At 64.0% G+C, this 17,262-nt stretch carries 14 protein-coding genes; 5 read left to right on the top strand and 9 right to left on the bottom strand.

Features of this window, described 5'->3' with window-relative positions:
- Window positions 1–21: 21 nt before the first annotated feature.
- Together AC3A56_RS09450 and AC3A56_RS09445 are read left to right on the top strand one after the other, a co-directional pair.
- Entirely contained in the window at window positions 22–345 is a 324-nt protein-coding gene (locus AC3A56_RS09450; protein ID WP_487770139.1) for a c-type cytochrome, read from the top strand.
- A gap of 18 nt (window positions 346–363) precedes the next feature.
- The gene (locus tag AC3A56_RS09445; RefSeq protein WP_056718618.1) at window positions 364–717 is read left to right on the top strand and encodes a c-type cytochrome; all 354 of its coding nucleotides are present in this window, start codon (window positions 364–366) and stop codon (window positions 715–717) included.
- 69 nt (window positions 718–786) lie between these two features.
- Here AC3A56_RS09445 and AC3A56_RS09440 read toward each other — a convergent pair whose 3' ends face one another.
- Window positions 787–1,395, bottom strand: a complete 609-nt coding sequence (locus tag AC3A56_RS09440; RefSeq protein ID WP_487770292.1) for an NfuA family Fe-S biogenesis protein — start codon at window positions 1,393–1,395, stop codon at window positions 787–789.
- A 154-nt stretch (window positions 1,396–1,549) separates the two neighbouring features.
- Between AC3A56_RS09440 and AC3A56_RS09435 the strand changes: the two genes are divergently transcribed.
- The gene (locus AC3A56_RS09435; RefSeq protein WP_487770138.1) at window positions 1,550–1,891 is read left to right on the top strand and encodes a 4a-hydroxytetrahydrobiopterin dehydratase; all 342 of its coding nucleotides are present in this window, start codon (window positions 1,550–1,552) and stop codon (window positions 1,889–1,891) included.
- Here the strand turns inward: AC3A56_RS09435 and AC3A56_RS09430 are convergent, their stop codons facing one another.
- Window positions 1,892–2,890 carry an RluA family pseudouridine synthase gene (locus AC3A56_RS09430; protein ID WP_255358015.1) on the bottom strand — a complete coding sequence of 333 codons (999 nt, stop codon included), beginning with the start codon at window positions 2,888–2,890 and terminating at the stop codon, window positions 1,892–1,894.
- A 335-nt stretch (window positions 2,891–3,225) separates the two neighbouring features.
- On the opposite strand from AC3A56_RS09430, the gene AC3A56_RS09425 reads away from it, so the two are divergent.
- A complete protein-coding gene (locus AC3A56_RS09425) occupies window positions 3,226–6,441 on the top strand; it encodes an Rne/Rng family ribonuclease (protein WP_487770137.1) in 3,216 nt (1,071 codons plus the stop codon).
- Window positions 6,442–6,513: 72 nt separating this feature from the next.
- Here AC3A56_RS09425 and AC3A56_RS09420 read toward each other — a convergent pair whose 3' ends face one another.
- The 6 genes from AC3A56_RS09420 to acnD form a co-directional block, all read right to left on the bottom strand.
- Entirely contained in the window at window positions 6,514–7,167 is a 654-nt protein-coding gene (locus AC3A56_RS09420) for a response regulator (RefSeq protein WP_056718622.1), read from the bottom strand.
- Between the two features lie 166 nt (window positions 7,168–7,333).
- Complete coding sequence (locus tag AC3A56_RS09415) at window positions 7,334–7,600, bottom strand: hypothetical protein (protein ID WP_204111436.1); 267 nt, start codon at window positions 7,598–7,600, stop codon at window positions 7,334–7,336.
- A 406-nt stretch (window positions 7,601–8,006) separates the two neighbouring features.
- On the bottom strand, window positions 8,007–9,137 hold the full coding sequence (locus tag AC3A56_RS09410) for an OmpA family protein (RefSeq protein ID WP_487770136.1): 1,131 nt from the start codon (window positions 9,135–9,137) through the stop codon (window positions 8,007–8,009).
- A 311-nt stretch (window positions 9,138–9,448) separates the two neighbouring features.
- Window positions 9,449–10,900: a bifunctional 2-methylcitrate dehydratase/aconitate hydratase gene (locus AC3A56_RS09405; protein WP_487770135.1), complete on the bottom strand. Its 1,452-nt coding sequence runs from the start codon at window positions 10,898–10,900 to the stop codon at window positions 9,449–9,451.
- 135 nt (window positions 10,901–11,035) lie between these two features.
- Entirely contained in the window at window positions 11,036–12,220 is a 1,185-nt protein-coding gene (prpF, locus tag AC3A56_RS09400) for a 2-methylaconitate cis-trans isomerase PrpF (RefSeq protein ID WP_487770134.1), read from the bottom strand.
- A 105-nt stretch (window positions 12,221–12,325) separates the two neighbouring features.
- The gene (acnD, locus tag AC3A56_RS09395; protein WP_487770133.1) at window positions 12,326–14,920 is read right to left on the bottom strand and encodes a Fe/S-dependent 2-methylisocitrate dehydratase AcnD; all 2,595 of its coding nucleotides are present in this window, start codon (window positions 14,918–14,920) and stop codon (window positions 12,326–12,328) included.
- Window positions 14,921–15,314: 394 nt separating this feature from the next.
- On the opposite strand from acnD, the gene AC3A56_RS09390 reads away from it, so the two are divergent.
- Window positions 15,315–16,004, top strand: coding sequence for a TerC family protein (locus AC3A56_RS09390; protein WP_056717595.1), 690 nt, complete (start codon window positions 15,315–15,317; stop codon window positions 16,002–16,004).
- A 99-nt stretch (window positions 16,005–16,103) separates the two neighbouring features.
- Here the strand turns inward: AC3A56_RS09390 and prpC are convergent, their stop codons facing one another.
- Window positions 16,104–17,249 (bottom strand): bifunctional 2-methylcitrate synthase/citrate synthase, encoded by a 1,146-nt coding sequence (gene prpC / locus AC3A56_RS09385; RefSeq protein ID WP_487770132.1) that lies wholly within the window; start codon window positions 17,247–17,249, stop codon window positions 16,104–16,106.
- Window positions 17,250–17,262 lie beyond the last annotated feature (13 nt).

Here is a 17,262-nt window from a genome sequence, read left to right as displayed (position 1 = left end):
GCACTCGTGGGAAAGACCTCGATGACTCGATTGCATTTGCTGGGCCTGGTTGTGGCCTCTGCCCTGTTCGCCACCGCGAGCGCCCACGCCGAAGGCGACAAGGCCGCCGGCCGCAAGCTGGTTTATACCTGCGCCGGCTGCCATGGCGTGCCCGGTTACACCAATGCCTATCCGCAGTATCCGGTGCCGAAGATCGCCGGCCAGAACGAGCAGTACATCGTCAACGCGCTGAATGGTTACAAGGCTGGCGACCGCAAGCATCCCACCATGGATGCGCAGGCCCAGAGCCTGTCCGATGCGGACATCCAGAACATCGCCGCCTATCTTTCCAGTCTCGCCAAGTAGTCGCCAAGGATTTCACGCATGAACCGTGTGCTTACCCTGCTTTCCGTCGGCGCCGTGCTGGCGTTCGCGTCCACCCAGTTGCTGGCCAATGGCAATGCCGAGAACGGAAAGCAGAAGGCTGCAACCTGCTTCGCCTGCCACGGTACCGATGGCAACTCGATTGACCCCCAGTACCCTCGCCTGGCAGGACAGTACAACCTGTATCTCCAGCGCGTGCTGCACGAATACAAGAATGGCGATCGCGACAACCCGATCATGAAGGGCATGGTTGCCACGCTTTCCGACCAGGACATCGAAGACGTGTCCGCGTATTTTTCGGGACTGCCGAGCAAGCTCGACACCCTGCAGGGCCACATCGGCGGCGACAAGTAAGTCGATTCCCTCTTCCGTCCGAAAAGGCCCGCGCAAGCGGGCCTTTTTCGTCATGACACACCGACCGGTTCAGGCAACCGCGGATTTGCCCTCGGCCTTGCTGTAATAGGGCTTCTCGCCGCCGGCGTGATCGGTAGCGTCACGTACCGCGGTGATTTCCGGCACCCGCTCGCGCAGGGTCTTTTCGACCCCCTGCTTCAGGGTCACGTCGACCATCCCGCAGCCATGGCAGCCACCACCGAACTGGAGCAGCACCACGCCATTGGCGTCGATCTCCAGCAGGTTGACCCGGCCACCGTGCGACGCGAGCTTGGGATTGATCTCGGCCTCCAGCACGTAGCGCACACGCTCGATCAGTCCCGCTTCTGCGCCTGGGATGTCACCCTTGATCTTCGGTGCCCGGATATTGAGCTGGCCACCAGTCGCATTCGGCTCGAAGTCGATGCTAGCGCCATCAAGCCAGCTGGCGCTTTCGCCATCCACATGAAAATCGAAACCGGCGCACTCGATCGTCCATTCTCCACCAGCCAGGTCGATGGGCTCGCAGAACTCCAGTTCGCAGTTTGCCGCGGGCGTACCGGGCGAAGTCACCCGCAGGCGGATGCCCAGCCCTTCGATGCCCTGTTGTGAGAGAAGGCGCAGAAAGTGCTGCTGCGCACGCTCGGAAATATCAATCATGCCTGCTCCAGAACCGCCCATGTCGATGCCGGCCAACCGGTGCCGACGAAACAGCACCATTTTAGTCCTGTTTCAGGTTTCATGCGCGCTTTGACTTTTGCGCGCACAACTTCGACGCTTCGCCTCCGCTATTCCGAACACCGATGGAGACTGCATGAACGCCAACGAGCTCTCGACCAGACATTGCCAGCCCTGCAAGGGCAAGGAACACGCACTGCAGGCGCCCGAGATCACCGACCTGCTGCAACAACTGCCAGGCTGGAGCCTGGCGGACGACGGCCGGGCCATCGTGAAGGACTTCACGTTCAAGGATTTTCACCACACCCTGGGTTTCATCAACGCGGTCGGCTACATGGCCAACCATGAAGACCATCATCCGGATCTGGAAGCTGGCTACGGCCATTGCCGGGTCCTGTGGTCGACCCATGACGTGGGCGGGCTGTCCCTCAACGATTTCATCTGCGCCGCGCGGGTCGAGGCGCTGCTGGCGCGCTGATCAGTAGTCGGTGCGCGACTTGTCGCGGGTATAGACAAGCCGCTTGCCCTTGACGGCAAGGACGTCGAGGAAGTTTTTCAGGTCATCGGGCAGCGGCGCGGAAAAGCTGTAGGCCCGTCCATCCAGGTCGAAGCTCATGTGCGAGGCGTGCAGGAACAGCCGTTCCAGCCCCATCTCGCGGTAGCGCTTGTTCATTTCGCGGTCGCCGTACTTCGGGTCACCGGCCAGCGGATGGCCGACATGTGCCGCATGCACCCGGATCTGGTGCGTGCGGCCGGTGCCCAGGGTGGCCTGCATCAGGCGCGCGCTGGGGTACTGCTCCATCTCGCGGAAGAACGTCAGCGACGGCTTGCCGCTGTCGGCCACCCGCACCATGCGTTCACCACCCTGCAGCACCGACTTCAACAGCGGCGCGTTCACGTCGAACTTTGCCTTGGACGGGTGGCCGAGCATCAGGCACAGGTACTGCTTGGTGACTTCGCCGGCGCGGATCGCCGCCTGCAGACCGGTCAGCCCGGCGCGAGTCCGGGCGAAGACCAGCACACCGCTGGTATCGCGATCCAGCCGATGAACCAGTTCCAGATGCTCCTGCGGCCTGGCCGCGCGAAGCAGTTCGATGGCGCCGTGGCTGACCCCGCTGCCACCGTGACTGGCCACGCCCGAGGGCTTGTCGATCACCAGGAAATGCTTGTCCTCGAAGATCACCGCATCGGCGACCGCGGCAACCAGCCCTCCGGCGGGGGCATGTCCTTCCGGCCTCTCGGCCACTCGAACCGGCGGGATGCGCAGCGTATCACCCTCTGCGAGACGGGTATCGGGCTTGGCCCGCTTGCCGTTGACGCGCACCTGACCCGTACGCAAAAGCCGATAGATCATGCTCTTGGGGACGCCCTTGAGCAGGGTCACCAGCGCGTTGTCGATGCGTTGACCGTCCCGTTCGGGACCGATCTCGACTTGACGTACACCGTGAGGTGCGTCATGGGAAGTTGCCGTCTGCATTGAAAAAAACCTGCTGAAATAGGATACTCGGCGGGCGCTACATTCTGCCCATCGAAGTCTGGATCGGGTCGAGTGCCCGCCCGTAACGTCGGCGAGGATTGCCCCGGTTGCCTTCTGGCGACCGGTCGCGACTCCCTTTCATCGTAACGGTTGGGCCGTCGTTTGTCCGATGCCGTTGCGGCATCGGGGCGGCAGGCGCAGCTGACCGAATCATCCCGACGCCGGAAACGGTGCCGTTTTTTTTGCCGCTTAACTGCAGCGGCGCGATCCCCGGCAGGCCGCCACTGTGGCGCCACCGCGGCACGCGACGCGCGGCCAAGCCGAGGATTACCACCATGAAACGTATGTTGATCAACGCGACTCAGCGTGAAGAGTTGCGCGTGGCCATTGTCGATGGCCAGAACCTGTACGACCTGGACATCGAAATCCCTTCGCGGGAACAGAAAAAGTCCAATATTTACAAGGGTCGAATCACCCGTGTCGAGGCTTCGCTGGAAGCCTGCTTCGTTGAATATGGCGCCGAACGCCACGGTTTCCTGCCGCTCAAGGAAATCTCCCGCGAATACTTCACCAACGGCCTGGACCCGCACAAGGCGAACATCCGCGAACTGATCAAGGAAGGTCAGGAAGTCGTCGTGCAGGTGGAAAAGGAAGAGCGTGGCAACAAGGGCGCCGCCCTGACCACCTTCATCAGCCTGGCCGGCCGCTACATGGTGCTGATGCCGAACAACCCGAAGGCCGGCGGCGTGTCCCGCCGGATCGAGGGTGAAGACCGGCAGGCCCTGAAGGAAGCGCTGGACCACGTCACCGTGCCGGACGATGTCGGCCTGATCGTGCGCACCGCCGGCCTGGGTCGCGATGCCGAAGAGCTGCAGTGGGATCTCGATTACCTGTTGCAGCTGTGGAAATCGATCTCCGAGGCGGCCGGCAAGCAGAAGGCGCCGTTCCTGATCTACCAGGAATCGAAGCTGTTCATCCGTGCCCTGCGCGACTACCTGCGCAGCGACATCGGCGAGATCCTGATCGACGACGAGTCGCTCTACAACGACGCTCGCGACTTCATGCAGCAGGTGATGCCGAACGCCCTGCGCAAGCTCAAGCTCTACCGCGACGACACCCCGCTGTTCACCCGTTACCAGATCGAAACCCAGATCGAGAGCGCGTTCGACCGCCAGGTGCGCCTGCCGTCGGGCGGCTCGATCGTGATCGACCAGACCGAGGCGCTGACCGCGATCGACGTGAATTCGTCGAAGGCGACCAAGGGCAGCGACATCGAGGAAACCGCGTTCAACACGAACTGCGAGGCCGCGGTGGAAATCGCCCGCCAGGCGCGCATCCGCGACGCCGGCGGCCTGATCGTGATCGACTTCATCGACATGGACAGCCCGCGCCACCAGCGCGAGGTGGAAGACCGCCTGAAGGAAGCGCTGAAGCTTGACCGCGCCCGCGTGCAGATCGGCCGCATCTCCCGCTTCGGCCTGCTCGAGATGTCACGCCAGCGCCTGCGCCCCAGCCTCGGCGAAGCGACCCAGATCACGTGCCCGCGTTGCGAAGGCCACGGCCATATCCGCGGCGTGGAATCGCTGTCGCTGTCGACCCTGCGCCTGATCGAAGAACACGCGATGAAGGACAACACCGGCCAGGTGCTGGTGCAGGCGCCTTCCAGCGTGGTCAACTTCCTGCTCAACGAGAAGCGTGCCAGCGTGGTGGAGATCGAACTGCGCCACAAGGTGCACGTGATGATCATCGCCGACGAAAAGCTGCAGACCCCGCACATCGAGATCCAGCGCATCCGCGAAGCGGACATGGGCGAGCACAGCAAGCCCAGTTACGAAATGCTGACCGCGGTGGAAACCGCCGAATTGCCGAAGATGGGCCAGGCCCTTGGCAGCGGTGAGCAGCCGGCAGTCAGCGGCGTGCTTCCGGCAAGCCCGGCCCCGGTGCGCGAGGAAGTCGCGGCCGCCCCGGCGCCCAGCCGGCCGACCGCGCCCCGTCGCGGCCCGGCAGAACCCACGGCAACGCGCAGTGCGCCCGCCGGCGGCGTCATTGCCCGTTTGCTGGGCTGGTTCCGCGGTCCGGAGACGCCGGCGGCGACCTCCCCTGCTCCGGCGCGCAGCGACAGCGGCAACGAGAGCGGCAACCGCAGTCGTCGCGACGAACGCGGCAACCGCAACGGCAACGGCGCCAATGCCACGCCGGCCCGCCAGCCACGTCGCGAAACGACACCGCCGCAAGGCTCGCCGAAGTCGGCAGCTCAGCAGCAGGCGCGCAGCAATCGTCAGCGCAACAACGAATCCCAGTCGCGACCGGCACCGCAGGCGCAAGCCCAGTCTGCCAGGGCGGAACGCCAGCCCAAGGCGCCGGCCGAGAACGCTCCGCCCCGTGCCGAGCGCAAGCCCAATCCGCAACAGCAGCCGAAGGTTGAGCGCCAGCCGCGCGTCGTGGAAAACCAGCGTCCTGTTGCGGCCCCGATGGACGAGGTGGCCAAGGAAGCCGAGTTGCTGGTGACGCCCGTTGCCGAGGCACCGGTGCCCTCGTCCGAAGAAGGCGCGGCGGATACCGAAGGTGCCCAGTCGCGGCGTCGGCGCGGTCGGCGCGGTGGCCGTCGTCGCCGTCGTCATGACGAAGCCGGTGCCAATGGAACCGATATCAGCAGCGAGCAGGCCGAGGCGCTGGACGACGAGGACCGCGAGGAAAGCGCCCTGGCGCCCACGCCCGTCGAGACTAAGGCAGGCGTTGCCGAACGCGTGTCCACGGATGCCGCCAACGTCAGGACTGGCGCCGCGGATCAGGCCAAGGCACCGGCTCGCCCGACCCATGAAAGCCCTGCGTCTGGTGTGACAGAAGGCCAGTCGAAGCTGGAGACACCTGCGGCTGTGATCAGCGCAGCAACTGCCTTCAACCTGCCCGCGCTGCCGCCGATTCCGCTCCAGGACGAACCGGCTCCGGCAAACAGCGGCACCGATCAGCATGCCGTCAAGGTTGAAGTGGCCGAAACCAGGCCCGCAACGGCCCCATCCAGCACGCTGGCAGCCAAGCCTGACCAGGAAAAGACGTTGACGGGAACCGTTGACGTCGAAGCTTCGCCCGAAGCAAGGTTCGTGGCTGTTGAAGCACCAGCGGTGACGCCAGCCGTCAGCCAGCCGTCCACGCACGCGGTTGCTTCAAGTGACGCCATCCTCGCACCGGCGGCACGGCCTGCCGAAGAAACCACCGCCGAGGTTGCGGCGGTGACAGCGCCCGCCCCCACGGTGAGGGCGGCTCCGGTCGAGAAGCCCACGTCGGCTGCGCCAGTGGCCTCCGGTTTCCCGAACACTGATTCGACCAGCCCCAAGCCGGCGGCGGCACCCAGCACGGCCGCATCACTGGTGGCGGCGGGGCAGACCGGGCCGGCGACCGCCACCGAGGCTGTGTCCGCTCCCCTTCCGATGCCCAAGCAAGGTGACCTGCTGGGCATGCCTCCCCGTCACGTCACGGTGACGGACAAGGCCATCGAAGACACGGAAGAACCTGCACCAGTCCCGCACGACAAGAGCGACGCGCAAGGCTGATTGCAGCAATAAAAAAACCGGACGAAAGTCCGGTTTTTTTGCCTCGCATCGGGGCTTCCGTTGCCGGGGGCCTCAGTTGCCCACGTGGTGATTCGGCGTATCGATCAAGCCATGCACCGTCATCAGATGGGCGAGGCTCAGCACGTGGTCCACGTGGAGCTTTTCCATCAATCGCTGCTTGTAGGTGGAAACGGTCTTGGGACTCAAATTGAGCTGCTCGCCGATCATCGTCAGCGGCTTGCCCCGAACCAGCATCATCGCCACCTCCAGCTCGCGGCTGGACAGCGTATCGAAGGGCGAAGCGCTGCCATCGAGGGTGGCCAGGGCCAGTTGCTGGGCAACGGCCGGGGCGAGATAGCGCCTGCCGCCGGCAACCTGGCGTACCGCCGAAACCAGTTCGTCCGCACTGCACCCCTTGGTCAGGTAGCCCAGTGCCCCCGCGTCAAGCAGGCGCTTGGGAAAACGCGCATCGTCCACGACGGTCACGATCACGATATGCGTGGACAGTTTCGACCGGCACACGCGTTCGGTGAGCTCGATCCCGCTCATGCCCGGCATGTGCACGTCGACCAGGGCGATGTCCGGACTCAGGGTGCGGATCAGCCGCAACCCTTCCTCGGCGGTGCCCGCCTCGCCGGCAACGTGGATGTCCGACTGCTGTTGCAGGATCATTCGAAAGCCGGTGCGCACCAGCTCGTGATCGTCCACCAGGACCACATTGATCACTTGACTCCCTCCTTGGTAGGGCTGCTTGAAATTAGGCTGCATGGTACGCCAATGCAAGTGGCCTCATGGCCCATGAACCGCCGGCGCGATCCTTGCGCCCGGCCAGTCCAGCCGCGCGCTCCCCCTCCGCGCGTTGCAGTCAGCGTGTCCGAATCCGTCAACAGGCTCAGGCGGCCAGCACACCCCGGCCCTGACCGGTGGTCCCCTGCGCGAGCGTAGCCGCGCCATGGGTGTAACTCGCCAGAACGAGGGTGGAGATCGGTCCGGGCATCTCTACGCGAATTTCCCTGCCAAGGCGCTGAAACTCGTCCCGTGCCATTTCGCGTGCAAGCTTGATCGCAGCGCCCAGCTGCAGATCACTGAACAAGGTGATGTGATGGCGGCAGATGCTCCAGCCCCCGTTTGCCAATGGCTTCAGCAGGATCGTCACCATCACAATCACTCCCCTTCCAGTGAGGCCCGAAAACGTGCCGCTGACCGGCCAGCGAATGCCGTACCCGACCGGAAAGGAATGTGACATGGCGACGCGCCAGATGATGTCAGCCGACGCCCACGATGGATGTGCGCGTACCACTGTTTGTGGATTCGTGGTGATCGGGCATATTCACCGCAGCGAAAAGCCGTCTTGCCAACGCCTATTCATTCGCCCGCACGGATATCAGCAGGTGTAATCCCGCCATTAGAAGCCCGTTGGTCATAATCGTGAACGGAAAGGTGCCCCCCTCAAAGCCCACCGCTCCAAATCTCCCCAACCGCTCAATGTGCTCAATTGCGGCCCCCTAGGAGAAAAAAAACCCGGCCGAAGCCGGGTTTTTCCTTGCCGATTTACTGCGGTCCGATTACTGCTGAACCTGCAGTTCCGTACGACGGTTCTGCGCGCGACCGGCATCGGTCTCGTTGTCACCGATCGGGTTGCTTTCGCCGTGACCGATCGGGCCTTCCAGACGGCTGGCATCGATGCCGTGGCTGGTCAGGTAGTTGTAGACGATCGAGGCGCGACGCTCGGACAGGCTCTGGTTGTACTCGTCGGTACCCTTCGAGTCGGTGTAACCGGCAACCGTCACCTTGACCTGCGGGTAACGCTGCAGGGTATCGACGGCCTGGTTCAGCACCGCGATGGAGTCAGCGCTCGGCTCGGCCAGCGACTTGGAGATGTCCGTCTCACCCTTCTTCGGGCGGTCGAACTTGAAGTTCACGCCACGCAGGTCGATCACGACCTTCTGCGCGCAACCATCAGGGCCGACGATCGTGCCAGCGGCGGTGGCCGGGCACTTGTCTTCGCAGTCGTTCACGCCATCGCTGTCGCTGTCCATCGTCGAGCAGTCAGCCGGGGGCGGAGTGGCGGCGACCGGAGCAGCCGGAGCGGCAGCCGGGGCGCCGAAGCGCGAAACGATGCTGAAACCCAGGAACCAGTCACCGTAGCCGTCCATTTCGGGCTGGGTCTTGTTGTCCCAATCATAGCGATAGCCGGCTTCCACGCGGAAATCGGAGCTGTCGTCGATGGTCTTGGACAGACCGCCACCCAGTTCGGCAGCCGGGGACCAGCCGCTGTCGGTGCCGGTGGCGCTGTGGAAGCTCCCCATTACACCGGCGAGCAGATACGGACGCCACGAATTCCAGTCACCCGCGTAAAAGCGTACGGCTGCACCTACGGCATTGTTGGACCAGTTTCCGCCACCCACTCGCGAGTCGCGATCACGCTTGGTGCGATCGACGAAGATGTCGATCGAGGTGTTCGACGAAATGAAACGACCAACGCCCAGACCGTAGTAGATCTGACGGCTGTTGGTGTTGCGGTCGGTATCGTTGTAGTAACCGCCGACCGTGGGGGCGATGTACCAGCGACCGTCGTAGGACGGCGAGGTCATCGAGCTGGCGGTGTCGGCCGGAGCGGCTGCGTCCTGAGCATGAACGGCACCTACGCCGCCCAGGGCCAGCGCGATCAGAAAATACAAGCCCTTACGTTTCATCAGGTGTCTCCTCAATTATTAGAATTTCGCGTCCGTTCAACCCTGACCGGAAGTCCCGCATCAGACTGAACTACGTCACTCAGAGCTTTTAAAGCCCCTGCTTGGCGTTTATGCGACAAGCGGCGGGGATTGTAGCAAAAGCGTTAAGCCGTGATCGAATTAACACTATTCAGAACAACTACCGGTGAGGTTTCATTCAGGAAAGTCGGATTTGAACGGAATATGGCATTAGCTGGAACATGGAAACGCAGGGACGAAGAAATGCCCATCCCGGCGCCCGACCCTGCGTTAATTTTCCACTCACGTCGTCTTTACAACGTGAAGAGCTCCAGGAAGTGATGCAGAGGCATCGCATCCAGCTGTGCGGGGTCCCGGGTTGCTGCCATGATGGCCTTGACCTTGTGGGCGGGCATGTGGCCCTGCATCGCGGCCTCGAACTTCTGCAGAAGCACCGGTATGCCCTCGGCGCGACGCTTGCGATGGCCGATGGGGAAATCGATCGAAACCTTTTCCGTGCTGCTGCCGTCCTTGAAGAACACCTGGACCGAATTGCCGATATAGCGCCTGGCCGGATCGAAGTAGTCCCGGGTGAATTGCGGGTTTTCGACGACCGTCATCTTCTCGCGCAACGCATCGATGCGCGGATCGGCGGCGACGTCGTCGTTGTAATCGCTGGCCACCAGTCGACCGTGGATCAGCGGCACTGCCACCATGTACTGGATGCAATGATCGCGATCGGCGTAATTCGCCAGCGGACCGGTCTTGTCGATGATGCGACAACCGGCTTCCTGGGTTTCGATGGCGATCCTTTCAATCTGGTCGATCCGACCCGCCACCTGCGAATGCAGCTGCATGGCGCACTCCACCGCGGTCTGTGCGTGGAATTCGGCCGGATAGCTGATCTTGAACAGCACGTTTTCCATCACGTAGCTGCCGAACGGACGCTCGAACTCGAACGGCTTGCCGCCGAATGCCACGTCGTAGAAGCCCCAGGTCTTCGCCGACAGCGCCGACGGATAGCCCGCCACGCCGCGGTAGACCGCATTGATGGCGTGGGTCACCGCGCGACGGCAGGCGTCACCGGCAGCCCAGCTCTTGCGCGGACCCGTGTTTGGCGCGTGGCGATAGGTACGCAGGGCGCCGTTGTCGATCCAGCTGTGTGACAAGGCCGTTGTGACTTGCTCCCTGCTCCCGCCAAGCATGGCAGTGGCCACGGCGGTCGACGCCAGCCGCACCAGAATCACGTGGTCCAGGCCAACCTGGTTGAAACTGTTCAGCAGCGCGTAGCAGCCCTGGATCTCATGGGCCTTGATCGCGTAACCCAAGACATCGCGTACGGTCAGTGGTCGTCCACCTTCACGCTCGGCCTTGCGGCTCAGGTAGTCCGCCACGGCGAGGATCGCGCCGAGATTGTCCGAAGGATGACCCCACTCCGCCGCCAGCCAGGTGTCGTTGAAATCCAGCCAGCGGATCTGCGTGCCGATCGCAAACGCCGCCTGTGCCGGGTCAAGCTCATGGTGGGTCCCCGGGACGCGCGCACCACCCGGCAAGATGGCGCCCGGCACCAACGGCCCGAGATGCTTCACGCACTCGGGGAACTTCATCGCCATCATCGCCGTGGCCAGCGAGTCCAGCAGCATGTAGCGCGCAGTGTCGTACGCTTCGGTAGAGTCGATCTTGTAGTCGACGACATAGTTGGCGACGTCGACCATCGGTTGGTCGGGATCTGGGCGCTTGGCGGAGCGGATGTCGTGTGTACTCATGAGTGCTTGGTCTCCTGACGGCAGGAAAGCCGCCATAGCTCGGGATGAACCATCCTTGTCGCTTGATGCCTATCTTGTCAGAAGCCACCTGAGCATGTGGTGGCACCGAAGGGGACACTGCCCCGCTCTGCGGAATCACCCTGCGGGTGCGCGCACCCAGCCTTCCATCAGCACGCGCGCGCTTCGGCTCATGATCGCCTTGGTGACGGTCCATGCACCATCAACCAGCGTTGCCTCCGCACCCACGCGCAAGGTGCCCGACGGATGACCAAAGCGCACGGCCTGTCGCTCACCACCGCCTGCCGCAATATTCACCAGCGTGCCCGGAATGGCCGCGGCGGTACCGATAGCCACCGCCGCCGTACCCATCATGGCGTGGTGCAGCTTGCCCATCGACATCGCGCGCACGAGCAGGTCGATGTCATCCGCCTTGACGGGCTTGCCGCTCGATGCGACGTAGTCGGCCGGCCTGGCGACAAATGCGACCTTGGGCGTGTGCTGCCGCGTGGCGATCTCGTCGAGTGACTTGATCAGACCCATGCGCAGCGCGCCATGTGCGCGAATAGCCTCGAACATCGCCAGAGCCGTGGCGTCGCCATTGACGGCCTCCTGCAGCTCCGTGCCGGTGTAGCCGATCGCGTCGGCCTGCACAAAAATCGTGGGAATGCCGGCGTTGATCATGGTCGCCTTGAGCGTACCGACACCCGGTACTTCCAGGTCGTCCACGAGATGACCGGTGGGAAACATGGCCCCGCCAGCGCCGTCTTCCTCAGCTGCCGGATCCAGAAATTCCAACTGCACTTCGGCGGCAGGGAACGTCACGCCGTCCAGCTCGAAGTCGCCGGTTTCCTGTACCGCGCCGTCGGTCATCGGCACATGGGCGATGATGGTCTTGCCGATGTTGGCCTGCCAGATGCGCACGGTGGCGATGCCGTCGTGCGGAACGCGTGCGGGATCCACCAGGCCACCCGCGATGGCGAACGGACCGACCGCCGCCGAGAGGTTGCCACAGTTGCCGCTCCAGTCGACGAAGGCCTTGTCGATCGCCACCTGGCAGAACAGGTAGTCCACGTCGTGATCCGGCCGGGTGCTGCTGGAGACGATCACCGCTTTGCTGGTGCTGGAGGTGGCGCCACCCATGCCGTCGATCTGCTTGCCGTAGGGATCGGGGCTGCCGATCACGCGCTGCAGCAGCGCATCGCGCGCGGCGCCAGGTACCTGCGCGGTCTCGGGCAGGTCCCGCAGACGGAAGAACACACCCTTGCTGGTGCCGCCGCGCAGGTAGGTGGCGGGAATGCGGAGCTGGGGGAGCTTTGCCATGTATCTGTGATCCTGTGGTGACTGTGCCGCGCCGGCAAATCATGCCGGCGCAACCGCCAACCGCATGGCGATGCCTTGTGGCATCACCCGCGGAACAACGCGCGGTCAGGCCGCCTGCGAAGCCTCGATGAAGTCCTGCGCGAAGCGTTGCAGCACACCGCCCGCTTCGTAGATCAGCACTTCCTCGGCGGTGTCCAGGCGGCAGATCATCGGCACTTCGACGCGTTCACCATGCTTGCGGTGGATGACCAGAACCAGCTCCGCCAAGGGGCTGCGTACGCCGACGACATCAAAGGTTTCGGTGCCATCGATGCCAAGCGTCTTGCGGTTGGTGCCCGGCTTGAATTCCAGTGGCAGCACTCCCATGCCGATCAGGTTGGTGCGATGGATCCGCTCGAAGCCTTCAGCCGCGATCGCCTCCACGCCCGCCAGGCGCACGCCCTTCGCCGCCCAGTCACGCGACGAGCCCTGGCCGTAGTCGGCACCGGCGATGATGATCAGCGGCTGCTTGCGCTCCATGTAGGTTTCGATCGCCTCCCACATGCGCATGACCTTGCCTTCCGGCTCCACGCGGGCCAGCGAACCCTTCTTCACTTCGCCATCGACCACCGCCATTTCATTCATCAGCGTGGGATTGGCGAAAGTGGCGCGCTGCGCGGTCAGGTGGTCGCCGCGATGGGTCGCGTACGAATTGAAGTCCTCTTCCGGCAGGCCCATCCTTGCAAGGTATTCGCCCGCGGCGCTGTTACGCATGATCGCGTTCGACGGCGACAGGTGGTCGGTGGTGATATTGTCGCCAAGCACCGCCAGCGGACGCATGCCAGCGAGCGTGCGCTCACCCGCAAGGGCGCCCTCCCAGTACGGTGGGCAACGAATGTAAGTGCTCTGCGGGCGCCAGTCGTACAACGGCGCGGCGCGGGTGCCGGCGTGGCCGGTGCGCGCGAACATCGGCTCGTAGACCTTGCGGAACTGCTCCGGCTTCACGCTGGAGGAGACGATCGCGTCGATCTCTTCATCCGTGGGCCAGATGTCTTTCAGCGTCACCGGCTGGCCGTTGGCGTCCAGACCGAGCACGTCCTTCTCTATATCGAAACGGATGGTGCCGGCGATGGCGTACGCGACCACCAGCGGCGGCGAAGCCAGGAAGGCCTGCTTGGCATACGGGTGGATGCGACCATCGAAGTTGCGGTTGCCCGACAGCACGGCCGTCGCGTAAAGATCGCGATCGATGATCTCCTGCTGGATCGCCGGATCGAGCGCGCCGGACATGCCGTTGCAGGTGGTGCACGCGAACGCGACGATGCCGAAGCCGAGCTTCTCCAGCTCGGGCAGCAGGTTCGCCTCTTCCAGATACAACTGCACCGCCTTGGAACCCGGTGCCAGCGAGCTCTTCACCCAGGGCTTGCGCGTGAGTCCGCGCGCATTGGCGTTGCGCGCCAGCAGCGCAGCCGCGATCACGTTGCGCGGGTTGCTGGTGTTGGTGCAGCTGGTGATGGCGGCAATGATCACCGCGCCATCGGGCATCTGGCCCGGTTGTTCTTCCCACTCGGCAGCGATGCCGCGCGCGGCGAGATCCGATGTCGGCAGGCGCTTGTGCGGGTTGGACGGGCCAGCCATGTTGCGCACCACGGCGGACAGGTCGAACGTCAGCGTGCGCTCGTACTGCGCATGCAGCAGCGTGTCGGCCCACAGGCCCGCAGCCTTGGCGTAGGTTTCCACCAGCCGGACCTGCTCGTCGCTGCGGCCGGTGAGGCGCAGGTAGTCGAGGGTCTGCCCGTCGATGAAGAACATCGCGGCGGTGGCACCGTACTCGGGCGCCATGTTGGAGATCGTCGCGCGATCGCCCAGCGTAAGGCTGGCCGCGCCTTCGCCGCGGAATTCCAGGTACGCGCCGACCACCTTCTGCTTGCGCAGGAATTCGGTGAGCTCAAGCACGATGTCGGTGGCGGTAATGCCGGGCCGGCGCTTGCCGGTGAGCTCCACGCCCACGATGTCGGGCAGGCGCATCCACGAGGCACGGCCAAGCATCACGCTCTCGGCTTCCAGGCCGCCGACGCCGACGGCGATCACGCCCAGCGCGTCCACGTGCGGCGTGTGGCTGTCGGTGCCCACGCAGGTGTCCGGATAAGCGACACCGTCCTGCACCTGCACCACCGGCGACATCTTCTCCAGGTTGATCTGGTGCATGATGCCGTTGCCTGGCGGAATCACGTCGACGTTTTCGAACGCCTGCTTGGTCCAGTCGATGAAGTGGAAGCGGTCTTCGTTGCGGCGATCCTCGATCGCGCGGTTCTTCGTGAACGCGTCCGGGTCGAAGCCGCCGCACTCCACCGCCAGCGAGTGATCGACGATCAACTGCACCGGCACCACCGGGTTCACCTTGGCCGGGTCGCCGCCGCGTTCGGCAATCGCGTCGCGCAGACCGGCCAGGTCCACCAGCGCCGTCTGGCCCAGGATGTCATGGCACACCACACGCGCCGGGAACCACGGAAAATCGCGCTCGCGCTTGCGCTCGATGACCTGCTTCAGCGACTCGACGAGAATCGCCGGATCGCAACGACGCACCAGGTTCTCGGCGAACACGCGCGAGGTATAGGGCAGCGCGTCATAGGCGCCCGGCTGGATCGCTTCCACGGCGGCGCGCGCATCGAAATAGTCCAGCGACGTGCCGGAAAGGGATTGGCGATAGACAGTATTCATGAATGCTGGGGAACCCTGGAGATAAATACCCGGTTGAACGCAGGTCGATGCGTTGTCTGCGCTCCCGCCCGACAAGTGCTGTTCATGGCAAACCGGTCATGGGGGCAAAGCGGGAGAACTGCATCATTGGACGACTGATTGTAGCGGGAGCAGGCATTTTCCTTAAGGGCCTGGCTTGACTGGTGTGCGCGACGGCATCGACAATGCTCGGACACCTTCCCAAAAGGGAGTAGTTCCCGCGGCAGGCTTTGTCCCGCCCCGGTGCGACGATCGTCAACACGAGCGAGGTCTCGCTCCGGTCGTCCAGCAGTTGCCTGCGAACGAGACTTTTGCGGTGGTCACGGGCCGCGCGCGTCCGTGGCCATTGCATTGTCCGACGCGCAAGGAAACCTCGATGGATTTCGCTGCTCCCGACTTTCTCTCCGGCCTGTTGGCCATCATCCTGCTCGACCTGGTGCTGGCCGGCGACAATGCCATCGTCATTGCGATGGCCGCCAGCCGGTTGCCGAAGGAGCTGCAGAAGAAGGCGATTTTCTGGGGCACGTTCGGCGCCATCGCGATCCGCTTCGTACTGACCGCCGTGGTCGTCTATCTGCTGAAGCTTCCCGGACTGATGCTGGTTGGCGGTCTGCTGTTGCTGCCGATCGCCTGGAAACTGCTGAACCACGGTGACGACCAGGGCCCGGACATCAAGTCGGGCAACACGTTCTGGGCTGCGCTGCGCACGATCATCGTCGCCGACGCGCTGATGGGCCTGGACAACGTGCTGGCCATTGCCGGCGCTTCCAAGGGCCACCTGCTGCTGGTAATCCTGGGGCTCCTGATCAGCGTGCCGCTGGTGGTCTGGGGCTCGACGATGATCCTGAAACTGATCGATCGCTACCCGATCATCATGTACATCGGCGCCGCGGCCATCGCGATCACCGCCGGCCGCATGATCACCCACGACCATCTGCTGAGCAGCTGGTTCGAGGCGCACGCATGGGTGAAGTACGGCGTCGATGCGCTGGCCGTGATCGGCATCTGCGGCGGAGGCTGGCTGGTGCACAGGCGCAGGGAACAGGCCAGGTTGGCCAACCACTGAATCGAGGCCCCACCCGGAGCGGACTGAACCGGTCCCGCTCCGGGGACGCTGGTCGACACGGCGAACCCGGGGCCGCGCCCCGGATTCGCCGCCACGGGTTCAGCGCTTGTCGATCGCCACGTAGGCCTGGTCTTCCGGGCCGGTGTAGTTCGCGCTGGGGCGGATGATCTTGCCGTCCTGGCGCTGCTCGATCACGTGGGCGCTCCAGCCGGAAGTACGAGAGATCACGAACAGCGGGGTGAACATCGCGGTGGGCACGCCCATCATGTGGTACGCGCTGGCCGAGAACCAGTCGAGGTTGGGGAACATCTTCTTGACCTCGCCCATCACCTTCTCGATCCGCTCGGACACCTCGAACAGGGTCGGGTTGCCGCCGTCGGTGCACAGCTTGCGCGAGACTTCCTTGATGATCTCGTTGCGCGGATCGGAGACGGTGTAGACCGGGTGACCGAAGCCGATGATGATTTCCTTCTTCTCGACGCGGGCGCGGATGTCGGCCTCGGCATCGTTCGCATTGCGATAGCGCGCGATGATCTCCATCGCCACTTCATTGGCGCCGCCATGCTTCGGACCGCGCAGCGCGCCGATCGCGCCGGTGATCGCCGAATACATGTCCGAACCGGTACCGGCGATGACGCGGGCGGCAAAGGTGGAGGCGTTGAACTCGTGCTCGGCGTACAGCACCAGTGACTTGTCCAGCGCCTGCGCATGCAGGTCGCTGGGCTTCTTGCCGTGCAGCACATGCAGGAAATGCGCGGCGATCGAGTCGTCGTCGGTCTCGGTCTCGACGCGCTTGCCGTTGTGGCTGAAGTGGTACCAGTACAGCAGCATCGAACCGAAGCTGGCCATCAGGCGGTCGGTGATGTCGCGTGCGCCGGTGACGTTGTGGTCGTCCTTCTCCGGCAGCACAGTGCCCAGCACCGAACAACCGGTGCGCAGCACGTCCATCGGATGGGTCGAGGCCGGCAGCAGCTCCATCGCGGCCTTCACCGGCGCGGGCAAGCCGCGCAGGCGCTTCAGCTTGGCCTTGTAGTTCTGCAGTTCGGTCCAGGTTGGCAGCACTCCGTGCACCAGCAGGTAGGCCACTTCCTCGAAGCAGCCCTTGGCCGCCAGGTCATGGATGTCATAACCGCGGTAATGCAGGTCATTGCCGCTGCGACCGACCGTGCACAGCGCGGTGTTGCCGGCGGCGACGCCGGACAGGGCGACGGATTTCTTGGCCTTGGGCAGGACTTGTTCGCTCATCGGGTTCTCCAGG

The sequence above is a fragment of the Rhodanobacter sp. Soil_C_14 genome, from assembly GCF_057657335.1.
The sequence above is the reverse complement of the archived record's forward strand: the minus strand, read 5'-3'. Positions and strand labels throughout refer to the sequence as shown.